Raw genomic sequence first — 23,509 nt, forward strand, 5'->3', positions numbered from 1 at the left:
AAGCAGTTGCACGACCGGATCCAGGGCGGCGAGGAGGCCTGCCGGACGGCGTCGGCGAACGCCGAGGTCCGCCACGGCGGCATCTTCCGGGCCGTCGCCGACTCCCCGCTCACCAAGCCCGCCGAACGCGACTTCTACAACGCCCGATAGCAGAGGGGAAGCTCCGCATGTCCGTCACCGAATCCCTTCAGGACGCGGCCACCTACGTGGCCCTGCGTACCAAGCTCGCCTGGCTCACCCACAAGGTCCACGAGCACGGCGAGACCGTCACCACCCTCGCGACCACCATCGACGACAACGCCGAACAGATGCAGGACGCCGCCGAGACCATGAAGGCCCTCGCGGTCGACGACGCCACCACGGCCGAGTTCGCCGACGCGGCCCTGACCATGACCGGCGCCAAGGAGGCCGCCGGCGCCTACATCGCCGCCGCCGACAGCGCCGCCGCTGCCGCCGACGACGCGAAGACCACCGTCGAGTCCGACCACGGCGGCATCGCCGACGCGGTGGGCTCCTCGCCGGTCGACATGGCCGAAGCCTCCTTCTACACCCAGCAGTAAGGAGGCCGGACCATGGGGCCGACCCGCACACAGTTCATCCAGTACGCGCCCGCAGCCCTCGCCCTGGGCGCGGTCACGGTCGGCCCCTGGTCCGCTCTCGCCGCCGCCGCGGCCGGAGCGGGCGCCTGGGCCGTCAGCACCTCCGCACCGGTCCTGCGGTCGCTGATCGCCTGCGGGATCACCGCCACCGGATCCGGCATCGCCGCCCACCAGATCCTCGCCTCCGGCATGGACCCGCTCATTGCCCTCGGGCTCGCCGTGCCGGCCGGGGCCGCCGCCCTGGCCCACCACCGCAACACCGCCGCCGTACTCCCCACACTCCCCGCCACCACCACGACGGCGGGGCAGTCCTCGCAGGCGCAGATGATCGCCGCGTGGTGGACCGAATTCGTCTGCGGTCCCACCCAGACCGCGGGCCGCAAGCTCATCCAGCCCGGCGCCCGACTCGAACACGTCACCCTCGACGTCGGCGCCGATCACGTGTCGTTCACGGGGATCATCACCGTGCCCCAGGGACAGCAGGTCCGGGTGAAGGCCGCGGACATCGCGTCCGTCTACGGAATCCCCATCTCGCAGGTGGAGCTGGGGGACCCCAAGCACTACGCCCCGAACGCCCTGCCCGTCATCGTCCACCTGAAGAAGCCGGCGGCGGCCCCGCAGATCGTGGCGGGCGCCCCGACGTCGCCGGAGGAGCTGTGGGCCGCGCACGTCGCCATCCCCGACGGCGCGATGCCCGGCACCAAGCTCACCCTCACCCGCTACGACGGACCCCAGGACTGGGAGGGGATCGCCACCCGCGAGCGAAAGTCGATCGGAACGGTCAACCTCGCCGATCTCGCGGGCAACCTCCATCTGTCCAGCATCCAGATCGCCTTGGCCCCCATGGACATGCCGTCGCAGGTGGGGGTGCGGGTGATGCGGGAGCACGCGCTGATGCACGGCACGATGCTCTCCACCGTTGTGGACGAACTGTCCATCGACTCCCGCGGCTACGTCCGCCTGGGCACCTACATCGACGCGAGTGCCGCCCTCGTCCCCCTCGCGCAGCCCGGATCCGGGGCCCGCCACCTCTACCTCGTCGGCGGCTCCCGCTCCGGAAAGTCCGGAGTGCTGGAACAGATCCTTCTCTCCGCTCACCGTTCACGGATCGCGGTGATCCTGGCCTCCCCGCAGGCTGGCACCATCGCGGGCGCACCCCTGGCCGCCCATTGCGGGGATGGCCTGGACGAGGCGATGGGCGCCTTGCGACTGGCCTACGCCCTGATGCTCGACCGCGAGAGCCGCTACCACTCCCCGCGGTTCCCCTTCGTCGACCCGGTCGTCCTGATCGTCATCGACGAAGCGCACATGCTCCTGGCGACGTCCTCGCAGTACCACTCGGAAGCGAAGGCGATCGTGGAACAGCTTGTCCGCCGGTCCCTCAAGCGGGGGATCGGCGTGGTTCTGGCCACCCAGACCCCGCTCGCCGAAGACCTCGGCAACTCCACGATCATCCGCTCGCAGCTCCTGATCGGCGGCGGCGCCGTCTTCCTGCGCTGCGCGAAGGGCCAGGGCTCCCTCGTCGGCGCGAACGCGGTCCAGGGCGCGGAGGGCATCGACCTGTCGATGATCCCCGACTCGTGGCCCGGCCAGGCCCAGAAGGTCGCCGAACGGGACATGAGCGGCCTCGACACCGAAGCCGTCGCCGCACCCGAGGACGGAACCTTCGGACTCGGCTACCTCCTCACCCCCGGATCCCAAGCCGTCCAGTTCCGCTCCCTGCACCTGGACGTCCCGCCCGTCTCCCTCGCCGCCAACCAGCCCCCGGTCGACATCGAGGACTGCGAGGCCTGGCGCCTGCGGGACGCGATCACACAGACCGCGATGGTCGACCAGCGCGGCAAGAACCTGATCGGCAGCCTCGCCGACCTGATCGCCAAGGCGGAGAAGCGACCGACGACCGGCCTCCCGCAACAGCGCGCCCAGACCACCCAGACCGACCCCGACGGACCCGTCGGGGTCGGCGGCCTGGACGGACAGGAGCAGATCAAGCCCCGAATCCTCGAACTCCTTCGGGAGCACTCCATGCCCATGACCGCCGAAATCATCGCCCGCAAGCTCGGCACCCCGGTCCGGAACGTCAGGCCGCGGCTGTCCGAGCTGAAGAAGCGGGGCGAGGTCATCAACGAGAGCAGCCTGTGGAGGGCCGCATGAACACCCACACCCAAACCGCCTTCACCCCCGTCGAGAGCGACCTGTACGCGAGGGCGTTCCAGCTCCTCGACCCCGACCCTGAGCCCGTCGCCCCGGCCGCGCCGGTGGCGGTCGCCGCGATCCTGGCCGCCGCCCCGCCCGCACACTGCCCGGGCGCCGTCGAGACCACGCTCACCGACGCGCTCGCCTTCCTCGACGCCCATGGCTGGGCCAAGCACCGGCTCATCCACCCCGAAGGCGCCCGCTGCTCCATCGGCGCCCTGAGGGCCGCCGCCGGCGCCCGCAACAACGCCTACCGCGACGCCGGAAACCTCCTGCTCGACGAGGCCCGCCGCCAACACGGCACGCAGTGGGAATCCATCCCCGCCTGGAACGACAACCACACCGGCGCCCAGGTCCGCGCGGTCTGGGAAGCCGCCATCCAGCGCGCCCACCACCAGAACATCTGACCCACCCCACCCGACGGACACGAGGGCGGCCCCAGCGTTGTCGGGGCCGCTCTCACCGCTGAACAGGAGCACCGATGGACCACACCTACTGCGACGAGTGCGACACCGAGGAGTGCCCCGAATGCCTGGGCTGTGACTGCCCCGGCTACGAGTGCCCCGGCACCGCCGCCCACAACGGCCACTGACCCGGCAAGGGGGAAACCATGGCCACCCGCCGCGTGACCTGCTACATCGCCGTCTGCGACCTGTGCGGAAACTCCGAGCACTACGAGGGACACACCCCCCACCTCGACACCCCCGCCGAGGCCGTCGAGTACGTCACCGACCCCGGCTTCGACGGCAACGACGGCTGGACCCTCACCCCCGACGGGCTCCTGGTCTGCGACCGACGCCGCGACACCGCCCACGACGACGCCCACGCCACCGCGGGCAAGCGCATGGGCCGCGACGCCATGACCGTTCACTTCGCCTGAAAACAAGCGAGAGCGGCCCCCTCACGCCAATGATCGGGGCCGCTCTCATCCAGCACGCTCAAGAACTGGAGAGACCAGCATGACCCAACACGCCCTCGTTCCGCGACAGCGCAACAGGCAAAGGCCGTTACTCCTCGACCTGTTCTGCTGCGCCGGCGGCGCGGCCCGCGGCTACGCCGACGCCGGCTTCAGCGTCCACGGCGTCGACCTCGTCGACCGCTCCGCCCGCTACCCGTACCCCTTCCACCAGGGCGACGCCCTCACCGTCCTCGCGGAGCTGATCGGCTCCGGGGAGATCCGCCGCTACAGCGCCGTTCACGCCTCGCCGCCGTGCCAGGCCGGATGCGCGCTCACCGTCGGCACGAACGCCTCCCGCGGCTGGGGCCGGACCCACGTCCAGCTCATCCCTGAACTCCGTGTGCTCCTCGACGCGACCGGGCTCCCGTACGTGATCGAGCAGCCCACCGGTACGGCCCCCGTCCGACCCGACCTGCGGCTGTGCGGCGAGATGTTCGGGCTCGGCGTCCTGCGCCACCGCGTCTTCGAACTCGGCCGCTGGACCACCGCCCAGCCCGCCCACCGCCGCCACCGCGGCTACGTCCGGGGGTGGCGCCACGGCATCTACCGCGACGGCCCATACGTCGCCGCGTACGGGGCCGGCGGCGGCAAGGCCACCATCCCCGAGATGCAGACCGCCATGGGCATCACCTGGACGGACGTCCGCGAGGAGCTGACCGAGGCCATCCCCCCGGCCTACAGCCGGTGGATCGGCCGCGCCCTCCTGGGCCGCCTCGACGGCGGGCTGGTGGCGGCATGAGCGCCCTCCTGAACGCCGCCCTCGCCACCGCCGCCCGGGGCTGGCCCGTGATCCCGCTCCGGCCCGGCTCCAAGGTGTCCGCCCTTCATGGCGAGGACAAGTGCCCGCTCACCGGGGACTGCGCCAACGGGCACGCCAAGCCGGAGCAGCGTGCCACCACCGACCCCGACCGTATCCGCGCCGCGTGGTCGAGTCGGGCGTTCAACGTGGGGTTGGCGACCGGTCCGGCCGGGCTCGTCGTCATCGACCTCGACCCGCCCAAGCCGACCGATCCGCCCGGCACCCTCAGCGGCGCCCAGATCCTCGACGCCCTGTGTCGGGCGATCGGGGAACAGGTGCCGCTCACGTTCACGGTGACCACGCCGTCCGGTGGCCTGCACCTGTACTTCACCGCCCCGGACGGGGTCCGGATGCGCAGCACGCAGGACATCCTCGGACGGCACATCGACACCCGCGCCTGGGGCGGCTACGTCGTCGCCACCGGAAGCCTCACCCCCGCCGGTACCTACACCGTCACCGACGACCGGCCCGTAGCCCCGCTTCCCGGGTGGATGCTCGCCAAGCTCACCGCACCGCCCCGCATCAAGGCCGTCCCCCTCCACCCGCACACGGACCGGCCTGCCGGCCGTCGCGCCGCCTACGCGGGGGCGGCCCTGCGCAACGAGGAGGCGAACCTCGCGGGCGCCGCTGACGGGACCCGCAACAGGGTGCTGGTGCGGGCCGCGCGGGCTTTGGGGCGGCTGGTGGCGTCCGGCGACCTCGACCGCGCGGTGGTGGAGGAGGCTCTTAGCCGGGGGGCGGAAGCGGCCGGTCTGAAGCCGTACGAGTACCGCTCCGCTCTCAACAGCGCCCTCAACTGGTCCATCCGCAACAACCCCGCCGGCCGGGCGACGGCATGAGCGCCCTCCAACACCCCCCGGCTAACAGCCCTACCCCCACACCCGTCGGGATCAGCTCCGCCGAACCGGCCCCGACCACGGACGGCAGTGGTGCGCCGAAGGTCGTCGCCGAAGGCGTCCCTTCTGCTGTTCGCCTCGACACCCCCGCCGACGACGGACGACGCCCCGTCGCCTGGCTCCACATCAGCGCCCCCGGCCGCGGCACCACCCCGACCGTCCGGTCGTGGTGCGTGTGCGGGCGGGACCTGTTCGCCGCCGGCCAGGCCCGCGCCCTCGCCCTGATCGCCGACCACGACCGGCACCGCAAGACCTGCCCCCACGTCGCCCCCCAGGAAGGAAAGGAAGCCGCATGAGTCCGCACGACCCTGAGCTGTGGGCCGGGTTCGACGAAATGACCCCTGAAGACGTCGCCGGCCCGGGGTGGGACGAGCCGGTACCCCTCAACCCGCGCGGACAGCTCCCCGCCTTCCCCGTGGACGCCCTGCCCGACTGGCTCGCGGCCATGACGGCCGGGGTCGCGGAGGAGACGCAGACGCCCGTCGACCTCGCCGGGTGCCTCGCGCTCGCCGTGATCGGTACCGCCGCCGGCGGGCGCCTCACCGTGAGCGTGCGCGGGCAGTGGAGCGAGCCGGTCAACCTCTACACCGCCGTCGCCCTGCCGCCCGGCAACCGCAAGAGCGCCGTGTTCGGACTCATGACCAAGCCCCTCCTCGCCGCCGAGAAGGCCCTCATCGAACTCACGGCGCCCCAGCGCGCCGAGGCCGCGGCCTCCGCGAGGATCGCGAAGGCCGCGGCGGAGAAGGCCGAGAAGCTCGCGGCGAACGCCGACGACGACAAGCAGGCCGATCTCACCGACCGGGCCGTCTCCCTGTCGGAGGCCGCCGACCGGGCCGTCGTGCCCGCTGAACCCCAGCTCGTCGCCGACGACGTCACCGCCGAGAGCCTGACCAGCCTCCTCGCCCAGCAGGACGGACGGATCGCGATCCTGTCCCCCGAGGGCGAGATCTTCGAGATCATCGCGGGCCGCTACTCCGGCGTCCCGAACATGGGCATCTTCCTCAAGGGCCACGCCGGGGACATGGCCCGCGTCAACCGCCAGGCCCGAGACCCCCAGTACATCGAGAACCCCGCCATCACCATGGGCCTCGCCATCCAACCGGAGGTCCTGGACGCCATCGGCCAGATCAAGGGCGCCGACGGGCGCGGCCTGCTCGCCCGCTTCCTCTACTCCAAGCCCGAGTCCCTCGTCGGCTACCGCAACCTCACCCCCGAACTCCTCAGCCCCGACACCGCCGACACCTACGCCCACAACCTCGGACGACTGGCCCTGACCCTGGCGGGCTGGACCGAGACCGCAACCCTCACCCTCACCCCCGAGGCCGACGCGATCCTTCTCGCCTACCAGCGCGTCACGGAGTCCCGCCTGCGCAAGGACGGCAGCCTCGCGCCGATCACGAGCTGGGCCAGCAAGCGCGACGGCGCCGTCGCCCGCATCGCCGGGCTCCTCCACCTCGCCGCCCACCCCGAGGACGCCTGGACCCGGCCGATCGCCGCGGAGACCATGGCCGCCGCCACCCGGCTCGGGGACTACTTCACCGCCCACGCCCTCGACGTCTTCAACGCCATGACGGCCGACCCCGCCCAGGAAGCCGCCCACACGGTCTGGACCCACCTGCGCGAGACCCGGACTGCCACCTTCACCAAACGCGACCTCTTCCGTGCGATGCCCCGCAGCGAGTTCCCCGCCATGGGCGACCTCGACCCGGCCCTCGACCTCTTGGAGGAACACGGCTGGGTCCGCCAGCAGCCCCCACCGCCCCGCACCACCCGCGGCGGCCGGCCGCCCTCCCCCCGCTACGAGACCCACCCCCGCATCACCCCCGCCGCCTGAAAACCCCCCAACCCACTGACAGAACTGACAGAACCCCCCGCCCAGCCCTGTGACCTGCGAAAACGGGCACTTTCGGAGCTCTGACAAAACCTCCGAAAACTCTGACAGAACCCAAAAAACCTCGCCGCGGGCGATCCGCCCCGGTCTGACAGAACCTAGGTTTTCGAGGTTCTGTCAGAGTTTTTTGAGGTTTTGTCACGCGGCCCGAACCGGCCAAAGTCGCAGGTCAAAGGCCATACGGCGAGGTTCTGTCAGTTCTGTCAGTACTTTCCGGGGTTTTCGCGCCCCGGACCGAGCTGAAGGAGCCCGATGGCCCGCCCGCAGATGCTCAAGCTCGCCGAGGTCCTCACCGAAATCGGCATGAGCCGAGCCGCCTTCTACCGAATGCGCGCCCGCAACCAGGGTCCGCGCCTCATCAAGCTCCCCAACGGACAGCTCCGCGTCCGCCGTGCAGACCTGGACGCCTGGCTGTCCGGCTGTGAGGAAGCTGCCGCCTGATCTGTCCCGCTATCGAGGGGGCTCACCGCCTGGTGGGCCCCCTCCTTCATTGGAGACGCATGCTGACGTATGACGTGGACTTCTGGTCCATCCGGCAACGGAAGGACCGCCCGAAGCCCTTCGAACTGCGGTGGAGAGTCGGTGAACAGAGCCATTCCCGCAGCTTCAAGCTCAAGGCGCAGGCAGAGGGGCGCCAGTCGCAGCTGATGGAGGCGCTGCGCCGGCGGGAGCAGTTCGACGAGGAGACGGGGCTTCCGGTCTCGGAGCTTGAGGCCCTGACCACTCCGACCTGGTATTCCCATGCGACCGCGTACGTGCTCATGAAGTGGCCGAAGGCGGCGGCCAAGCACCGTGCGAGCATCGCCGAGACGTTGGCCACGGTCACGCCGGCCTTCGTGTCCAGCTCACGCGGTGCCCCGGCCCCCGCTGTCCTGCGGAAGGCGTTGTACGGGTGGGCTTTCCGAGCAATGCAGGACGGGGAGGGGACGCTACGGCTGCGCCATGAAGTCGAGCAGCCGCCGGCCGACATCGCCGCGGCTCTGAAGTGGATCGCCGAGAACACCTACAAGATGACTGAGGCGGCCCGGCCGGACCGACTCCGCGCGGCCCTGGACGTCATTGGCAAGACGCTGAGCGGGAAGCCCGCTGCCGACAACACGGTGAGCCGCAAGCGCATGGTTCTGAGCAACACGTTGCGGTACGCCGTGGAGCGCGCCATCCTCCCCGCCAACCCGCTGGGTCGTGTGGACTGGACGGCGCCGGTACGCGACGACGAGGTCGACTTCCGGTACGTGCCCAATCCGGAGCAGGCCGCCGCGCTCATTGAGGCCGTACGGCAGGTCAGCACGCGCGGGGAGCATCTGGCAGCGTTCTTCGGGTGCCTGTACTACGCCGCCATGCGGCCTTCGGAGATTGCGGCCCTGCGCGCCGAGGACTGCAAGCTGCCACAAACAGGGTGGGGCGAACTCATCCTCGCCGGAAGTCGTCCAGAGGTCGGCTCGGGCTGGACCGACGACGGGAAGTCATACGACCAGCGGGGCCTCAAGCGGCGGGCCCGGACCGCCACGCGATCGGTGCCCATCCCGCCCGTGCTCACAGCAATGCTCCGGGAGCACAGGGCGCGGTACGGTGCGGCTGACGACGGCCGGCTCTTCCGGGCCGCCGAGGGCGGACGGGTCGGCTCGACGGAGTACTGCGCTCTCTGGGACACGGCCCGTTCCAAAGCGCTGTCCTCAACGGAGGTCAGGACGCCCCTCGCCGACGTGCCGTACTCCCTGCGCCACGCCGGTGTGTCCTTGTGGATCAACTCCGGGGTAGATCCTGTGGAGGTCGCGCAGCGGGCCGGGCACAGCCTCACCGTGCTCTTCCGGTTCTACGCCAAGATCCTGAAGGGTCAACAGTCCCGTGCGAACGCGCTCATCGAGAAGGGGCTGAGCGGCGGCTGAGTCCGTGATCCTGGCCCACACATGGCCCATACGTACTGGTCAGAACCGGGATACGGGCGAGTAGAGGTGAGACAGGGCAAACGCAGAGGGCGGGCCCCGGAATCTGGGACCCGCCCTCTGACCTGCTACTTCTGTGACCTGCAAGCGGTGGGTGTGGGATTTGAACCCACGGTGACTCGCGCCACGACGGTTTTCAAGACCGTTCCCTTAGGCCGCTCGGGCAACCCACCTGGCCGGTACAGAGTACCGGGATGTGGAGGCCGGTGCGGTGGGTGTTTCCCGTGACGCCGGGGGTGTGCCCGCTCAGGAGGTCTGGGCCTTGTCGTAGGCCGCCTTGGCCTCGTTGCCGAAGTAGGGGCCGAACATGCGGTTCGGGAGGAAGTTGTAGCCGAAGCTGTTCACCGACACCTGCGTGCCCAGGCCCGTCGCCTCGTTGAAGTCCTGGAACCAGGGGCCGCCGCTGGAGCCGCCGGTCATGTTGCAGCCCAGGCTGTGGTCCTTGGTCAGCAGGAAGTCCTTGCCGCTGTTGCCGCTGCAGTAGACGAGCTTCTTGCCGTCGTAGGGCGCCGCCGCGGGGAAGCCGAAGGAGTACATCTTCTTGTTGTAGCCGCCGTTGAAGAGGAGGCCCTGGGCCCCGACGACCTGGCTCAGCTTCTGTCCGCCCAGCGGGGCGACCACGGCCAGGCCGACGTCCATGTTCATGTCCTCGCTCGCGGCCCACTGGTCGGTGGCGAAGGTCTTGGTCGCCGACCACTGGCCGTAGGGCGCGTTGCCGTTGTCGTAGGCCGGCACAAACACCCAGTTGGTGTGCCAGGCGCCCTGGTACTTCACGCAGTGCCCGGCCGTCATGACGGTGCTGCCGTTGGCGCTCGTGACGGAGTCACCGGAACAGGAGGCCGTCCGGTCGCCCATCGTGAAGAAGACCCGGCCCGAGGTCTTCACCACCGCTCCGCCACCCGTCCATGCGCCGCCGGCCTGCGGGAACGCCGTGGGCGAGGCCTGGGCCGCAGTCCGGGCGGAGGCCGGCGTCGGAGCCACCAGGGTGGGTCGGTCGGCGGGTGAGGGCGCCTGCCGGGCGCCCGTGGGGGCGGCCGTGATGTCGAGCGGGGTCGCCTGGCGCATCCGCTCCGCCGTCCAGAAGCCCGGGGTCTGCGAGGGCCGGAAGGAGGCGGGCGGCGTGGAGGCCCCCGAGGGCGAGGCCGCGGAGGGGGAGGCCGCCGTCAGGGCCCCCGCGACAAGGGCTCCTGCGGCGAGGAGGACGGACGCCGTGCGATGACGATTCACGCAGACTCCTTCTGCCGTGCCCGGACCGGTCGGACCCGGGCAGGGTGGGGGTGAAGAGCTGTCGGTGCGGATCGGCCGTTCGCTTGCGGGGGCAGGGTCGCACGGGGGTCACGAGATGTCAGGGGCGGTCCGGACGTTCGGTCGGTTCCGGCCAGGAAATGGCCAACTCGCCCTGCTACGAAACGTCATACGGTGAGCAGGACGCCGAGGTACGCCACCCCGGCCACCACCACCCAGGACCCGAGCCCCAGCACGGCGGCCCGCCCACCGGTACGGGCCAGCGTCGGCAGGTGCACCGCGCTCCCCAGGCCGAACAGGGCTGCCGCCAGCAGGCCCTCCTGCGCCGTGTGCGCCCACTCCAACGCCGCCGGCGGCAGGATCCCCGTGGCCCGCAGCGCCGCCGCCGCCAGGAACCCGGCGACGAACAGCGGCACCGGCGCGGGGCGCCTGCCCGAGGCCGTCCGCAGACCGCGCCGACGGTCCCGCAGCGCGAAGGCGACCGCCGCCACCAGCGGGGCCAGCATCGCCACCCGCATCAGCTTGACGAGCACCGCCTCGCCGAGCGCGCCGGGTCCGGCGGTCTGCGCCGTGGCCACCACCTGGCCGACGTCGTGGACGCTCGCGCCGACCCAGCGCCCGAAGGCCAGGTCCGAGAGCCCCAACGGGCCCTGGAGGAGCGGGAGGACCGCGATGGCCAGGGTGCCGCAGAGGGTGACCAGCGCCACCGAGGAGGCCACGTCCTCCTCGTCGCTGCCCGACACCTCGCTGACCGCACCGATGGCCGAGGCCCCGCAGATCGAGTACCCCGTGGCGATCAACAGCGGTTGATCGCCCGGGAGTCCGAGACGGCGGCCGAGCCAGATCGTGCCGAAGAAGGTCGCGGCGACCACCGCGCCCACCATCGCCACCGTGGCCCAGCCCAGCCGGACCACCTGGTCCAGGCCGAGGCCGAGGCCGAGCAGCACGATGCCGATCCGCATGAGCCTGCGACCCGCCAGCGACAGGCCGGGGCGGGCGGCGCCCCGCACGAAGAGACGTAGACCGGGGACGTGCGCCGCGGTGATGCCGAGGACCACCGAGGCCGTCAGCATCGGCACCGCGGGGATCAGCAGGTGGACGCACCACGCCAGGAACGCCCCCAGGACCGCGAAGGCCAACCCGGGCCGGGCAGAGGGCTTTCGGGGCGATGTTTCACGTGAAACGGCCCGACGGACCGACGGACGCGGGGGTTTGGGCGTGGTGCGGTTGAGGAGGGCCATCAGCCGGTCGGTTCCGGGTAGACGCGGCGCACGCTGCTGCCCAGGCGGGCCACGTCGGCTCCGTAGACGTGCAGGGATATCGCCGTCGTACGACAGGAGTTGCGGACCTTGTGGATGTCTCCGGGCGGGGCGAACCCGCAGACCTCGCCCTGCGCGTTGACGACCTCCTCGGTGGCCACCAGCCGGGCCGTGGACTCCGGGGCGACGGCGGGGGCGAGCCGGTAGCGGATCTCGCTCTCCGTCCCCTCGTGCACCCCGGCCACGCACCAGGAGACGTGGTCGTGGATGGAGGTCTCCTGGCCGGGCAGCCACACCAGAGCAACCACGGAGAAGCTTCCGTCCGCCTCGGAGTGCAGGATGTGTTGGCGGTAGCGGTCGAGATGCCCCTCACGCTGTTCGGGAGTGAGCAGATCCGCGGCTCCCAGGTGCGGGGCGAGGCGCTCCCCGACGAGGTAGGCCGTCAGGTCGGGGGCGAGACCCCGGTCCACGACGCTGCGGATCTCATCGACGAGGGCGGCCATCCTCGTGGTCGTACGGGCCGGCGTGGTGGTGGTCATGCCTTGCAGCGTCCGCCGGGCGATCCATCACGTCCAACGACAGTTCTGCCCTGAAATCCCAAGCGGCGCTTATGGATCGGGATCCGGTGGAGCGGCGCCGGCGTCAGCAGCCGACGCGGTTCGCCGCCACCCGCTTCAGCTCGTCGAGCACCGCGGCCGTCGCCGGGATCCGCAGATGGTCGCGGTAGACGTACGCGGCGATGTGGCGGCGGGCGGCCGGTTGGAGCGCCCGTCCGCAGACCCGGGTGAGGGAGAGCGAGGGCAACACCAGCGCGGGCATCATCGCGACGCCCAGGCCCTGCGCCACCATGCTCTGCACGACGAGGTTGTCGTCGGTGGCGAACCGGATGTCGGGTACGAAGCCCAGTTCGGCGCACTCGTGCAGCAGGTTCGCCCGGCACCGCGGGCAGCCGGCGATCCACCGCTCCTCGGCGAGGTCGGCGAGGTGCACGGCCCGGCGCCGTGCCAGCGGGTGGCCGGTCGGCAGGAGCACCGTCAGCTGGTCCTCCAACAGCCTGACCTCGGCGACGTCCTCGGGAACGTCCTCGAGCAGGCCGGGATAGGTGAAGGCGAGGGTGATGTCGCACTCGCCCCGCCGCAGCCGGTGCAGGGACTCCGGGGGCTCCCCCTCCAGCAGCTCGACCTGTATCCCGGGATGGTCCTTGGCGAGCCTGCTGAGGGCCTCGGGGACGAGCGAGACGTTGGCGCTGGGGAACCCGCACACGCGGACCCTCCCGGTGCGCAACCGGGCGTACGCCTTGAGCTGGGCCTCCGCGGCCGACAGGCTGCCGAGGATGGACTCGGCGTGCCGGGCCAGGGACTCACCGGCCTCGGTGAGCTTCATCTTGCGGCCCACGCGCGTGAACAGCGGGGTGCCGACGGCGCGTTCGAGCGCCTTCATCTGCTGGGTGACGGCGGGCTGGGTGTAGCCCAGGACGCGAGCGGCCGCCGTGTAGGACCCCGCGGCGACCACTTCATGGAATGTCCGTATGTGCCGTGAATCGAACACGACCGAAGCATAAGCAGATGTTGGGAGGGGCCGTAAGCGCAATCGCGCCCACGGCCCCTCCCATCAAGCCACCGTCGAGGATCCGGCGCCCGGACTGCTCGCCGCCCGGACCGCTTGTCGTCCGGGCCGCTTGCCGTCCGGGCTCCTTGCCGTCCGGGCTACTTGTCGCCGACGCGCGAGCCGAGCGTGATGTCGACCGTGTTGGGCTTGCCGTCCCGCAGGAAGGTCAGCTTCACCGTGTCGCCGGGCTTGTACGTCCAGATCAGGCTGATCAGCGTCGGGCCGCTGTCGACGGACCTGCCGCCGAACTCCGTGATGACGTCGCCGGGCTTGAGGCCCGCCTTGCCGGCCGGACCGTTGGGGTCGACCAGGTCGTTGGCGGCCGCGCCCTGCTCGGAGATCTTGGCGCCGTCGACCTTCGACTGGAGGTCGACGGAGACGGAGATCACCGGGTAGACGGGCTTGCCCGTCTTGATCAGGGACTCGGCGACGTTCTTCGCCTGGTTGATCGGGATGGCGAAACCGAGGCCGATCGAGCCGGCCTGCCCGCCGCCGAACCCGCCGTTGCCCGCGGACTGGATGGCCGAGTTGATGCCGATGACCGCGCCGCGGCCGTCGAGGAGCGGACCGCCGGAGTTGCCCGGGTTGATCGAGGCGTCCGTCTGGAGGGCGCTCATGTACGAGTTCTTGCCGCCGGAGCCGTCCCCGGAGGCCACCGGGCGGTTCTTGGCACTGACGATGCCGGTGGTGACGGTGTTGGACAGGCCGAAGGGGGCGCCGATCGCGATGGTCGGATCGCCGACCGCGACCTTGTCGGAGTCGCCGAGCGCCAGGGGCTTGAGGCCCGCGGGCGGGTTCTTCAGCTTGAGCACGGCCACGTCGTAGCCCTGGGCGCGGCCGATCACCTCGGCCTCGTACTTCTTGCCGTCGGAGAAGGTCGCGGAGACCTTGCCGCCGTTCGCGGCGGAGGCGACCACGTGGTTGTTGGTGAGGATGTGGCCCTGCTGGTCGTAGACGAAGCCGGTGCCGGTGCCGCCCTCGCCGTCGCCCGCGGAGGCCTCGATGGTCACGACGCTGGGCAGGGCGGAGGAGGCGAGGCCCGCGATCGAGCCGGCGTCCCGCTTGAGGTCCTTCGGGGTGTTGGCCGCGCTGATCGTGGTCGAGCCGGAGCCGTTGTCGGTGCGCTGGGCCGCCCAGTAGCCGACCCCTCCGCCGATGCCTCCGGCGAGGAGGGCCGCCACGAGGACGCTCGCGATCAGGCCGCCCCGGCCCTTCGGCTTGGCCGGCGGGGTGCCGTCGGCGGGGTACGCCGCGCCCCAGCCCGCGCCGCCGTGGCCGCCGTGGCCGTCCTGACCGTACGCGGGCACGGTCGGCGGGGGCGGCGGCCAGCCCTCGGCACCGTACGCCGCCGTGGCGGGCGGCTGCTGCGGGGGCGCGACCGGCGGCTGCCCGTGGGCGGGGGGCTGACCGTAGGCGGGCGGCTGCCCGTAGGCCGGGGCCTGGGCGTGGCCCTGGGCGTGGTCCGGGTGGGCGACGTGGTCCGGGTGCGGAGCGCCCGCCGGGGTCGGCGGGAGCTGCTGGGTGGCCTCGGCGCCGGGCACCGGGGCCTGCTGCGCGGTCGGGGCGTCCACCGGAGCGGGCGGGGCGGGCGGGGTGACCGGGGCCGGATGGGCCGGGGGAGCCTCCGCGGCCGGCTCTGCGGCGGGGCCGGCGGGGCCGGGGGTGGGCGCGGCCGCCGGCGCGGGGGGTACGGACGGGGCCGCCGGGGGCATCGGGGCCGGGGTGCCCTCGTTCTCGGTGCTCACAGCGCTCTCTCCTCGTCACACACGACTTCTACGACTTACACGGCCGGACACTGGTGCTGAAAACCTGGCGGCGGCGAACCTCCTCGATCCGGCGCCGGCCCGACTAAACGTTCGACGCGCCGTACAAGTTCCAGGTCACAGCTTTTCCCATGTCCCGTCAGAGCACTGTAAGCCGGACCTGTGCGTCTCCCCCCATCCTTTATCTCCGACATTTCAGGCGCATCCTCAAGACTCCCCCCGACGCGGGAAGCCCCCTCGATGGCACCATGACCGGGTGACCCACGCACTGCCGCGCCAGATCCAGGTCGTCGCCCACCGGGGCGCCTCGGAGGATGCCCCCGAGCACACCCTCGCCGCCTACCGGAAGGCCATCGAGGACGGCGCCGACGCGCTCGAATGCGATGTCCGCCTGACCGCGGACGGCCATCTCGTCCTGGTGCACGACCGCCGGGTGAACCGCACGTCGAACGGCCGCGGCGCCGTCTCCGCGCTGGAGCTGGCCGACCTCGCCGCCCTCGACTTCGGCTCCTGGAAGGACCGCGAGGAGTCCCCCGACTGGGACGCGGACCCCGAGCGCACCTCCGTGCTCACCCTGGAGCGGCTGCTGGAACTGGTGTCCGACGCCGGACGCCCCGTACAGCTCGCGATCGAGACGAAGCACCCCACCCGCTGGGCCGGACAGGTGGAGGAACGCCTCCTCTTCCTCCTCAAGCGCTTCGGGCTGGACGCCCCGCCCGTCGAGGGCCCGCACCCCGTCCGGGTCATGAGCTTCTCGGCCCGCTCCCTGCACCGCGTCCGCTCGGCCGCCCCGACGATCCCGACCGTGTACCTGATGCAGTTCATCTCGCCCCGGATGCGCGACGGCCGGCTGCCCGCCGGGGTGCGGATCGCGGGGCCGGGCATGCGCATCGTCCGCAACCACCCGGGGTTCATCCGCAAGCTCCAGGCCGCGGGGCACTCCGTACACGTATGGACCGTGAACGACCCGGAAGACGTTCAGCTGTGCGCTGATCTGGGTGTGGAAGCGATCATCACGAACAGACCCCGTCAGGTTCTGTCACAACTGGGGCGCTGAAGTCCGGATTTGCCCACCCGTCACACCCGCACCGTCCGTAACGGGGTGTGCTCCGGCGCATCCGCTCCGCGTTCGATGGTCATGAATGCGTCAGAGGGGCCCCGGACGGCGGTTTCCGGTCCAGGCCAACGGGGCATCCAGACCATGGCGTGGGGCTAAGGAGGTTCCGGGGGTGGCATTGATGATGGCACAGGAAGTGCCCACGTCGTCGTGCATGGACGTACGCCATGGTCCTGCGGGCGTGGGCGAGGCGAGGCACCGGATGCGCGAACAACTGCGCGTCAGCGGACTGTCCGAATCGGTCGTGGACGATGCCGTTCTGATCCTTTCCGAACTGCTCAGCAACGCGTGTCGACACGGCAGGCCGCTCGGCGCGCGCGAGGTCGGGGACGGGGAGATCCGCGCCGCGTGGTGCGTCGACAAGGCGGGGCGGCTCACCGTCGAGGTCACGGACGGCGGCGGCCCGACGCGCCCGGTTCCGGCCACGCCGTCGGTCACCGCGCACGGCGGTCGGGGGCTCAACATCATCAGCGCCCTGGCCCAGGACTGGGGCGTACGGGACGGGGCTTCGGGCGAGGTCACCGTATGGGTGATAGTCGCCCGCGGGACCCGTCACGACGATTTCGCTACGCGCGTCGCTCCCCCCGCCATCGACCTCGTATCGGCCTTCGAAGACCTGGAGCTGTGACCGGTTCCGCGACGCGGAACCCCACGGGCACCACCGTCCCTCCGTACGGGCGGCCGTCCGGGAGCGCACGCCGACCGTGCTCCCGGCCGCACCCCACCGGTTCCGGCGGTACGAACGGCTAGGCTCGCGCCCTGAGACACCGCCGTACCGCCGCAACCGGGAGACACCCAAGATGGCCAAGAAGCGCCCCGCCGCGAAGACCGCGAAGCCGCAGCTCACCAACGGGGAGATCCCCGTCGTCGGTGCTCGCGAGCCCTGCCCCTGCGGATCCGGGCGCCGCTACAAGGCCTGTCACGGCGCGGCCGCCGCCCACGCCGTCACCGAGCACGTCCGCCGCCCCTTCGAGGGCCTGCCCGGCGAGTGCGACTGGGTCGCGCTGCGCGAGCTCGTCCCCGCGGCCACCATCCCGCTGACCCTCAAGGGCGGCCTGCCCGAGGGCGTTCCGTCCGTCACCCTCGTGACCGTCCTGCCGATGGCGTGGCCGGCCCTGCGCCGCGAGGACGGCTCCGTCCTGCTCGGCCTCCAGAACGAGTCCACCACCGGGGACCTCGCCCGCGACATGGCCGACACCCTGGAGCGCGCGCTCGTCGCCGAGCCGGGCACCCCGGTCGCGGCCCGTCGCGTTCCGGCCGAGGGCCCCCGACTTCAGGATCTCCTCGACCTGGACGGCGTTTTCGAGCCGGTTGTCCACAGCGGGTTCGAATTCTGGATTCCGGAAGCGGAAAGCGCGCAGAACGCCTCGCCGGAGATCGCCGCTTCGCTGGAGCGCGCGAACGCGGCGGCCATCCCGACCGTGAAGCTGACGGGCGTGGACTCGGCCTACTGGTGCGAGACGCCGGACAAGAACCACCTGCGCTGGGTCATGCCGCACCCCGAGGAGAAGCTGCTCGACGCCCTCGCGCGGCTGCACGCGGCGGGCACCTCCTCCCTCGGCGAGGGCACGAAGCTCGTCGGCTCCTTCCGCGCCCACGGCCTGGTCGTTCCGGTCTGGGACCTCCCCACCGGCGTCTCCGCCGACGACGTGGAGAAGCCGGCCGCCGAACTCGCCGAGCGGCTGGCCGCGGCCCTGGCCACCGACGCCCCGCTGACCACGGAAGAGCGCCGGGCGCGCGGCGGCCTCACCAACCGTCAGGTGACCCTCAGCTGACGTCACCGGAGCGCGCGGAGCCGGTGACCCGAGTCACAACTCCCGCTAATCGCCTGCAAATCGATGTCTGAATATCAGAGATCGAATTTGCGAACAGGCGATCTCTTGTTACCGTTCTTGTAGCCCGGTCGCTGGTGCATCCCCCGTCGCCAGCGACCGGGCCCTTCCATTTCCTTCGGTCCTCAACCGTCGGTGGGTGCCGGTGAGTTGCTCCCGGACCTCAGGAGCAGTCGCCCCTCATCATCCGGAACGGCAAATTCCGCAATGGCCGAGTAGTCGTTCCGCTTCCCCGCCGAATCCGCCCGCGGCGTCTCGCACAGCCCCGGTTCGTCGCCCGCGTCCACGACGCAGCCGATCTGCACCGTGCGGCCGGCCGGGCCCATGACCGTCAGCACCGCGTCCAGGGCGTGACCGCTCGTGTTGCGGTAGTAGGTGCGGCCCCACGTCCGCCCCTCGCTCTCCAGGACGCAGGTCTGCGCCTCCAGCCCGTGGGGCGAGGTGAGTTCGGGTCCACACCGGGACTCCGTACGCGGCTGCCGCTCCGGCCCGGGTCGCGCGGCGGCGGACGCAGCCGGACGCGCCGCCCCACCCGACGCGCCGTCCGGCGTACCGGAGGAGGACTCCGCAAGGCCGAGGGAGGAGAGCAACCCCCCGCGTTTCCCGTCGTCCTGACCGACGAAATCCGGCCCGGCGATCGCTCCGGCCAGGGGGAGCGACAAGATGATCAACACACCGGCGCCGATACCGATCAGGCGGAGATTCATTCGCCGAAGATAGCGACGCGGGAATGGGGCGCGGAGATGCCCGCGCCCAATTCCCCTGGAAACCCGCCCCGCGGGCACCCGTACGAGTGATGCGCCGGCCGCCGGGATCCCCCGGTGCCTCCCGGACGTTCACTCGACGGATGCTCGGCAGCAGGCCGCTCGGGCAGGCGACCGCTCGGTAGGCGGCCGATCAGTAGGCGAGCCGGCTGCCGCCGCCGGGGGCACCGCTGCCGGCCTCCACGAGCGCGTCCACGACCGAGCCGACCTCGGGCAGCCAGAGCCCCCCGGGGCCGGTGCCCGGTTCCCGCTCCCAGCGGACCTGCCCGCCGCCGGACGCCTGGGAGGGGGGCAGGAGCAGGTAGCCGCCCTCGCCGTGGAAGCGCACCGAGGAGGGCACGTGGTCCTTGGCGTAGAGGAGTTCGCCGAGCCGTTCCAACGAGTACGGCGCCACGAGCAGCGACCAGCGCGTGGGCGTCGCCACGATCGGGCCGAGGCGCGCGCCCTGCACGTCCAGTCGTGCGACGGCACGGGCGGCGGCGCCCGCCGGCAGGCTCACCGCGCACGGCGCGGCGCCGCCGGTGGCCAGCAGGACGGGGGCCGAGGGCCGCCTCGCCCACCACCAGGACACCATCCGGGCGTCCGTCGTGGCGGCGAGCAGACCGGGGTCGAAGGGGTGGGCTCCCGGCACCACGCAGTCCGGATCGGGACAGGCGCAGCGCGTGCTGTCCGACCCGGCCCGGCCCACGCCCGGCAGTACGGGCCATCCCCAGGCGGTCGCGCAGGTCAACGCGCCGTCGAGGAGGGACGGGGGCGGGGCGTCCGCGACCGGGACGCGTCCCGGGACGACCCCGGACATCAGGCGGGAGACGGAGTCGGACACCGCGCGGGAGACGGAGCGCGGGTGGTTCAAGCGATCGCGGAGCCGCTGGAGACGCCTTCCGAGGATCTCGCGCATGAGCGCTCGTTCCTTTCCGTTGAACGCCGAAGGGCCACATCACACCATGTAAGCCGTGTTGCACCACACGTACACGTTTCGCGTCACTGTCCGCTTGAAGCAGGTTCACACGGTTCGTGCAGTTCGTGCAGGTTTCTTACAGGTTCATCCAAGGTCCATCAAACGTCCCGCGAGGGCCTGGCGCGAGCGGTCCGGGTGGCCCGCACCGGTTCGGGTGCCGCCATCGGAACCGGCTGCCGCCGCTAAGGACGACGACCCGCGCCGGGTGGTTCCCGAAGGTTCCGGGAGCTCTCAACTGGCCCCGGGTACCAACGATTACGTACCCGGACCCCCCACGAGGCCCGTCCAGTCGATCGCAAAAACCGTCCGACTGCCGCTTTTTCCGGCCAAGTTTTACCCCTGGCTGGACAGTGAGTCGCCGTCCCACGGACACCAGGATTCCCGCCTGGGCAATGCTGGACATCGCTCCTCGTCTGCGTGTAGATGTGGATCCATTGATGGCGGCGCAGCACGATCTGGGGGTTTGCGATGCTATATGGCGAATCGCACCAGGTGGAAAGGCGGACGCCATGAGCGCGCCGCATCTGCCGAAAGTGGCTGGAATCGATCCAGCAGTTACAGCGTCAGCGCACACTAACGCGCCCACACCGGCGGTCACGTCCGCTCCCACCGTCCCGCGCACCACCCCGGCCCAGGCCTCCCCGGCCGCCGCGAGCAGCGTCATCCAGGACCGGCTCGCGGGCATGGTCTCCGACCTCACCACCCTCCACGAACTCACCGAGCGCCTCACCCGCGCCGAAGACCTGGAGTCCTCCCTCAGCGAGTTCCTGCGCGCCGGAGCCGCGCTCGTCGGCGCCCGCCGGGGACTCGTGGTCCTGGAACCCTCCGACGGTCTCGGCCCCAGCACCACCATCGGTCTCGGCCTCGGCCGCGCGGACCTCGGTCACATCGAGACGGTGCCGCGCAGCGCCACCTCCTACGGCCGCATCCTCGACGGGCTCCCGGACGCCCACGGCGGCTCCGAGGTGCTCCCCGACCCGGACGCGCACGCCGCGCCGTCCGGCGCCGCCGGGCACGAGACCCCCGTCGACCCCCGCCACCGCGAGGTCGCGGCCCGCCTCGGCTACGCCGCCAGCTACGCGCTGCCGCTCACCGCCGACGCCACCGGTCGGCTGGGCGCGGCCGTGTGGCTCTACGACGAGCAGGCCGAGCCGAACGAACGCCAGCGCGACCTGGTCGGCCTCTACGCCCGGCACGCCGCCGAGCACCTGGCGCGGATGCTGGAGGTGGATCGTTCCCGCACCCGCCTCGCCACCGTCGCCGAGGAACTGCTGCCCAGCCGGCTGCCCCGGATCCCCGGGGTGCGGCTCGCGGCCCGGCACCACACCGGGCCGCGCGGCGGCGGCGACTGGTACGACGCGCTGCCCCTGCCCGAGGGGGCCATGGGGCTGGCCGTGGGCTCCGTCACCGGGTCCGGGCCGAGCGCCGTCGCCGCGATGGGCCGGCTCCGGGCGTCGCTGCGCGCGTACGCGGTCATGGAGGGGGAGGACCCCGTCGCGGTCCTGTCCGACCTGGAACTGCTGATGCGGCTGACCGAGCCCGCGCGTTCGGCGACCGCCCTCTTCGCCTACTGCGAACCCGCCGCCCGGAAGATCATCCTGGCCGGCGCCGGACACACCCCGCCCCTGCTCATCGGCGAGCGGCGCACCGAGTACGTGGAGACCTCCCTCTCCGCGCCGCTGGGGATGCTCGCCTGCTGGGAGGCCCCGAGCGTGGAGATCGAGCCCGCGGCCGGAGAAACGGTGCTGCTCTACACGGACGGGCTGCTGCGACGTACCGGCGACACGATGGACCGGGCCTACGCCCGGCTGCACGCCGCCGCCGCCGGGGTTCCCCGCAGCGCCCGCGAGGACCCGGCCGCCCTGTGCGACCACATCCTGCGCACGGTCCTGCCGGACGCGGATCCGGCCGATCCCTCGGCGGATCCGGCCGAGGACGTCGTCCTGCTGGCGGCGCGCTTCGACTGAGGCGCGACACCGAGACGCGACACCGAGGCGCGCTTCGACCGAGGCGCGCGGCTTCCCGTCGCACGCCGGACCGCCCGCCACCGCCCGGTATGACTGGTTTGTCACATGTCATGCCGGGCTCCTTCCCCTCGCACATACGATGGATGAGGTCCGCACCCGGTGACCGCATGTCGTAGCAGCTGAGGAGATGACGTGGCTGACGAGCTCAACCCGGAGACCCCGGAAGAAGAGCAGCCCCAGAAGAAGCACAAGCAGCGCAAGAACGGGCTGTACCCGGGCGTCAGCGAGGAACTCGCCGAGAGCATGCGCACCGGCTGGGCCGACACCGAACTGCACGGGCTGGAGCCCATCGCCCAGGCCGGTCACACGGCCGACCGCCGCGCCGCGCTGTCCGCGCGCTTCCCCGGTGAGCGCCTGGTGATCCCGGCGGGCCGGCTGAAGACCCGCTCGAACGACACGGAGTACCCCTTCCGCGCGTCGACCGAGTACGCGTACCTCACCGGTGACCAGACCGAGAACGGCGTCCTGGTCCTGGAGCCCTCGGGCGACGGCGGGCACACCGCCACGATCTACCTGCTGCCCCGCTCCGACCGGGAGAACGGCGAGTTCTGGCTCTCCGGCCAGGGCGAGCTGTGGGTCGGCCGCCGCCACTCGCTGACCGAGGCCGAGCAGCTGCTGGGCATCCCCGCCCGGGACGTCCGCAAGCTCGCGGACGAGCTGGCCGAGGCCGAGGGCCCGGTGCGCGCCGTCCGCGGCCACGACCACGTCATCGAGAAGGCCCTGACCGACAAGGTCACGGCCGAGCGCGACGAGGAACTGCGCGTGTACCTCTCCGAGGCCCGCGCCGTGAAGGACGCCTTCGAGGTCGGCGAGCTGCAGAAGGCCGTCGACTCCACCGTCCGCGGCTTCGAGGACGTCGTGAAGGTCCTGGACAAGGCCGAGGCCACGTCCGAGCGCTACATCGAGGGCACCTTCTTCCTGCGCGCCCGCGTCGAGGGCAACGACGTCGGCTACGGCTCCATCTGCGCCGCCGGCCCGCACGCCTGCACCCTGCACTGGGTCCGCAACGACGGCGCCGTCCGCTCGGGCGACCTGCTGCTGCTCGACGCCGGCGTGGAGACGCACTCCCTCTACACCGCCGACGTCACGCGCACGCTGCCGATCAACGGCACGTACACGGACATCCAGCGCAAGATCTACGACGCGGTCTACGAGTCCCAGGAAGCCGGCATCGCCGCCGTCCGCCCGGGCGCGAAGTTCCGCGACTTCCACGACGCCGCGCAGCACGTGCTCGCCGAGAAGCTCGTCGAGTGGGGTCTGCTCGAAGGCCCGGTCGAGCGGGTCCTGGAGCTCGGCCTCCAGCGCCGCTGGACCCTGCACGGCACCGGCCACATGCTCGGCATGGACGTCCACGACTGCGCCGCCGCGCGCACCGAGGCGTACGTCGACGGCACCCTGGAGCCCGGCATGTGCCTGACGGTCGAGCCCGGTCTGTACTTCCAGGCCGACGACCTGACCGTGCCGGAGGAGTACCGGGGCATCGGCGTCCGGATCGAGGACGACATCCTCGTCACCGAGGACGGCAACCGGAACCTGTCCGCCGGCCTGCCCCGCACCTCGGTCGAGGTCGAGGCCTGGATGGCGCGCCTCAAGGGCTGACCCACGCCCTCCCCAGGCACCGCCGGCGGGCGGGATCCCCACCCGGGATCCCGCC

22 protein-coding genes and 1 tRNA gene are annotated in these 23,509 nt (G+C 71.7%); 15 read left to right on the forward strand and 8 right to left on the reverse strand.

Translation table 11 applies throughout. The annotated features are described in order from the left end of the window. Nucleotides 1-167 precede the first annotated feature (167 nt). From AB0D01_RS04120 to AB0D01_RS04165, 10 genes are all read left to right on the forward strand, one after another. Nucleotides 168-560, forward strand: coding sequence for a hypothetical protein (locus tag AB0D01_RS04120; RefSeq protein WP_363053445.1), 393 nt, complete (start codon nt 168-170; stop codon nt 558-560). 12 nt (nt 561-572) lie between these two features. After that, entirely contained in the window at nt 573-2,753 is a 2,181-nt protein-coding gene (locus AB0D01_RS04125) for a hypothetical protein (RefSeq protein ID WP_363053446.1), read from the forward strand. Further along, nucleotides 2,750-3,202 (forward strand): hypothetical protein, encoded by a 453-nt coding sequence (locus tag AB0D01_RS04130; protein WP_363053447.1) that lies wholly within the window; start codon nt 2,750-2,752, stop codon nt 3,200-3,202. The genes AB0D01_RS04125 and AB0D01_RS04130 overlap by 4 nt, the downstream gene beginning before the upstream one ends. Before the next feature lie 203 nt (nt 3,203-3,405). Beyond that, entirely contained in the window at nt 3,406-3,675 is a 270-nt protein-coding gene (locus AB0D01_RS04135) for a hypothetical protein (protein WP_363053448.1), read from the forward strand. Between the two features lie 79 nt (nt 3,676-3,754). Next, on the forward strand, nt 3,755-4,492 hold the full coding sequence (locus AB0D01_RS04140) for a DNA methylase (protein ID WP_363053449.1): 738 nt from the start codon (nt 3,755-3,757) through the stop codon (nt 4,490-4,492). Beyond that, nucleotides 4,489-5,391 carry a bifunctional DNA primase/polymerase gene (locus AB0D01_RS04145; RefSeq protein ID WP_363053450.1) on the forward strand — a complete coding sequence of 301 codons (903 nt, stop codon included), beginning with the start codon at nt 4,489-4,491 and terminating at the stop codon, nt 5,389-5,391. Before AB0D01_RS04140 ends, AB0D01_RS04145 begins: the two co-directional genes overlap by 4 nt. Beyond that, nucleotides 5,388-5,744: a hypothetical protein gene (locus AB0D01_RS04150; protein WP_363053451.1), complete on the forward strand. Its 357-nt coding sequence runs from the start codon at nt 5,388-5,390 to the stop codon at nt 5,742-5,744. The genes AB0D01_RS04145 and AB0D01_RS04150 overlap by 4 nt, the downstream gene beginning before the upstream one ends. Beyond that, nucleotides 5,741-7,282: a YfjI family protein gene (locus AB0D01_RS04155; RefSeq protein ID WP_363053452.1), complete on the forward strand. Its 1,542-nt coding sequence runs from the start codon at nt 5,741-5,743 to the stop codon at nt 7,280-7,282. Before AB0D01_RS04150 ends, AB0D01_RS04155 begins: the two co-directional genes overlap by 4 nt. Nucleotides 7,283-7,591: 309 nt before the next feature. Further along, the gene (locus AB0D01_RS04160; protein ID WP_363053453.1) at nt 7,592-7,780 is read left to right on the forward strand and encodes a helix-turn-helix domain-containing protein; all 189 of its coding nucleotides are present in this window, start codon (nt 7,592-7,594) and stop codon (nt 7,778-7,780) included. Between the two features lie 59 nt (nt 7,781-7,839). Continuing rightward, nucleotides 7,840-9,225 carry a site-specific integrase gene (locus AB0D01_RS04165; RefSeq protein WP_363053454.1) on the forward strand — a complete coding sequence of 462 codons (1,386 nt, stop codon included), beginning with the start codon at nt 7,840-7,842 and terminating at the stop codon, nt 9,223-9,225. Nucleotides 9,226-9,370: 145 nt separating this feature from the next. On the opposite strand, the gene AB0D01_RS04170 is transcribed toward AB0D01_RS04165, so the two are convergent. The 6 genes from AB0D01_RS04170 to AB0D01_RS04195 form a co-directional block, all read right to left on the reverse strand. After that, nucleotides 9,371-9,455 (reverse strand) — tRNA-Ser (locus AB0D01_RS04170). Between the two features lie 73 nt (nt 9,456-9,528). Further along, a complete protein-coding gene (locus AB0D01_RS04175; RefSeq protein WP_363053455.1) occupies nt 9,529-10,509 on the reverse strand; it encodes a peptidase in 981 nt (326 codons plus the stop codon). Between the two features lie 185 nt (nt 10,510-10,694). Further along, nucleotides 10,695-11,768: a putative sulfate exporter family transporter gene (locus AB0D01_RS04180; RefSeq protein ID WP_363053456.1), complete on the reverse strand. Its 1,074-nt coding sequence runs from the start codon at nt 11,766-11,768 to the stop codon at nt 10,695-10,697. Then, nucleotides 11,768-12,325, reverse strand: coding sequence for a cysteine dioxygenase family protein (locus AB0D01_RS04185; protein WP_363053457.1), 558 nt, complete (start codon nt 12,323-12,325; stop codon nt 11,768-11,770). Before AB0D01_RS04185 ends, AB0D01_RS04180 begins: the two co-directional genes overlap by 1 nt. 103 nt (nt 12,326-12,428) lie before the next feature. After that, the gene (locus AB0D01_RS04190) at nt 12,429-13,334 is read right to left on the reverse strand and encodes a LysR family transcriptional regulator (RefSeq protein ID WP_363053458.1); all 906 of its coding nucleotides are present in this window, start codon (nt 13,332-13,334) and stop codon (nt 12,429-12,431) included. A 158-nt stretch (nt 13,335-13,492) separates the two neighbouring features. Continuing rightward, nucleotides 13,493-15,139 (reverse strand): trypsin-like peptidase domain-containing protein, encoded by a 1,647-nt coding sequence (locus tag AB0D01_RS04195; protein ID WP_363053459.1) that lies wholly within the window; start codon nt 15,137-15,139, stop codon nt 13,493-13,495. Nucleotides 15,140-15,413: 274 nt separating this feature from the next. On the opposite strand from AB0D01_RS04195, the gene AB0D01_RS04200 reads away from it, so the two are divergent. From AB0D01_RS04200 to AB0D01_RS04210, 3 genes are all read left to right on the forward strand, one after another. Then, the gene (locus tag AB0D01_RS04200) at nt 15,414-16,214 is read left to right on the forward strand and encodes a glycerophosphodiester phosphodiesterase (RefSeq protein ID WP_363053460.1); all 801 of its coding nucleotides are present in this window, start codon (nt 15,414-15,416) and stop codon (nt 16,212-16,214) included. Nucleotides 16,215-16,299: 85 nt separating this feature from the next. Then, complete coding sequence (locus AB0D01_RS04205; protein WP_363053461.1) at nt 16,300-16,902, forward strand: ATP-binding protein; 603 nt, start codon at nt 16,300-16,302, stop codon at nt 16,900-16,902. A 172-nt stretch (nt 16,903-17,074) separates the two neighbouring features. Continuing rightward, complete coding sequence (locus tag AB0D01_RS04210) at nt 17,075-18,049, forward strand: DUF5926 family protein (protein WP_363053462.1); 975 nt, start codon at nt 17,075-17,077, stop codon at nt 18,047-18,049. Between the two features lie 182 nt (nt 18,050-18,231). Here AB0D01_RS04210 and AB0D01_RS04215 read toward each other — a convergent pair whose 3' ends face one another. Continuing rightward, a complete protein-coding gene (locus AB0D01_RS04215; RefSeq protein WP_363053463.1) occupies nt 18,232-18,813 on the reverse strand; it encodes a hypothetical protein in 582 nt (193 codons plus the stop codon). Nucleotides 18,814-19,003: 190 nt separating this feature from the next. Further along, nucleotides 19,004-19,669, reverse strand: coding sequence for a bifunctional DNA primase/polymerase (locus tag AB0D01_RS04220; RefSeq protein WP_363053732.1), 666 nt, complete (start codon nt 19,667-19,669; stop codon nt 19,004-19,006). Nucleotides 19,670-20,220: 551 nt separating this feature from the next. Here AB0D01_RS04220 and AB0D01_RS04225 point away from each other — a divergent pair. Continuing rightward, entirely contained in the window at nt 20,221-21,795 is a 1,575-nt protein-coding gene (locus AB0D01_RS04225; RefSeq protein ID WP_363053464.1) for a PP2C family protein-serine/threonine phosphatase, read from the forward strand. Between the two features lie 192 nt (nt 21,796-21,987). After that, nucleotides 21,988-23,454, forward strand: a complete 1,467-nt coding sequence (locus AB0D01_RS04230; RefSeq protein ID WP_363053465.1) for an aminopeptidase P family protein — start codon at nt 21,988-21,990, stop codon at nt 23,452-23,454. Nucleotides 23,455-23,509 lie beyond the last annotated feature (55 nt).

Origin of the sequence: Streptomyces sp. NPDC048606, from assembly GCF_040650855.1 — a bacterium.
GTDB lineage: Bacteria > Actinomycetota > Actinomycetes > Streptomycetales > Streptomycetaceae > Streptomyces.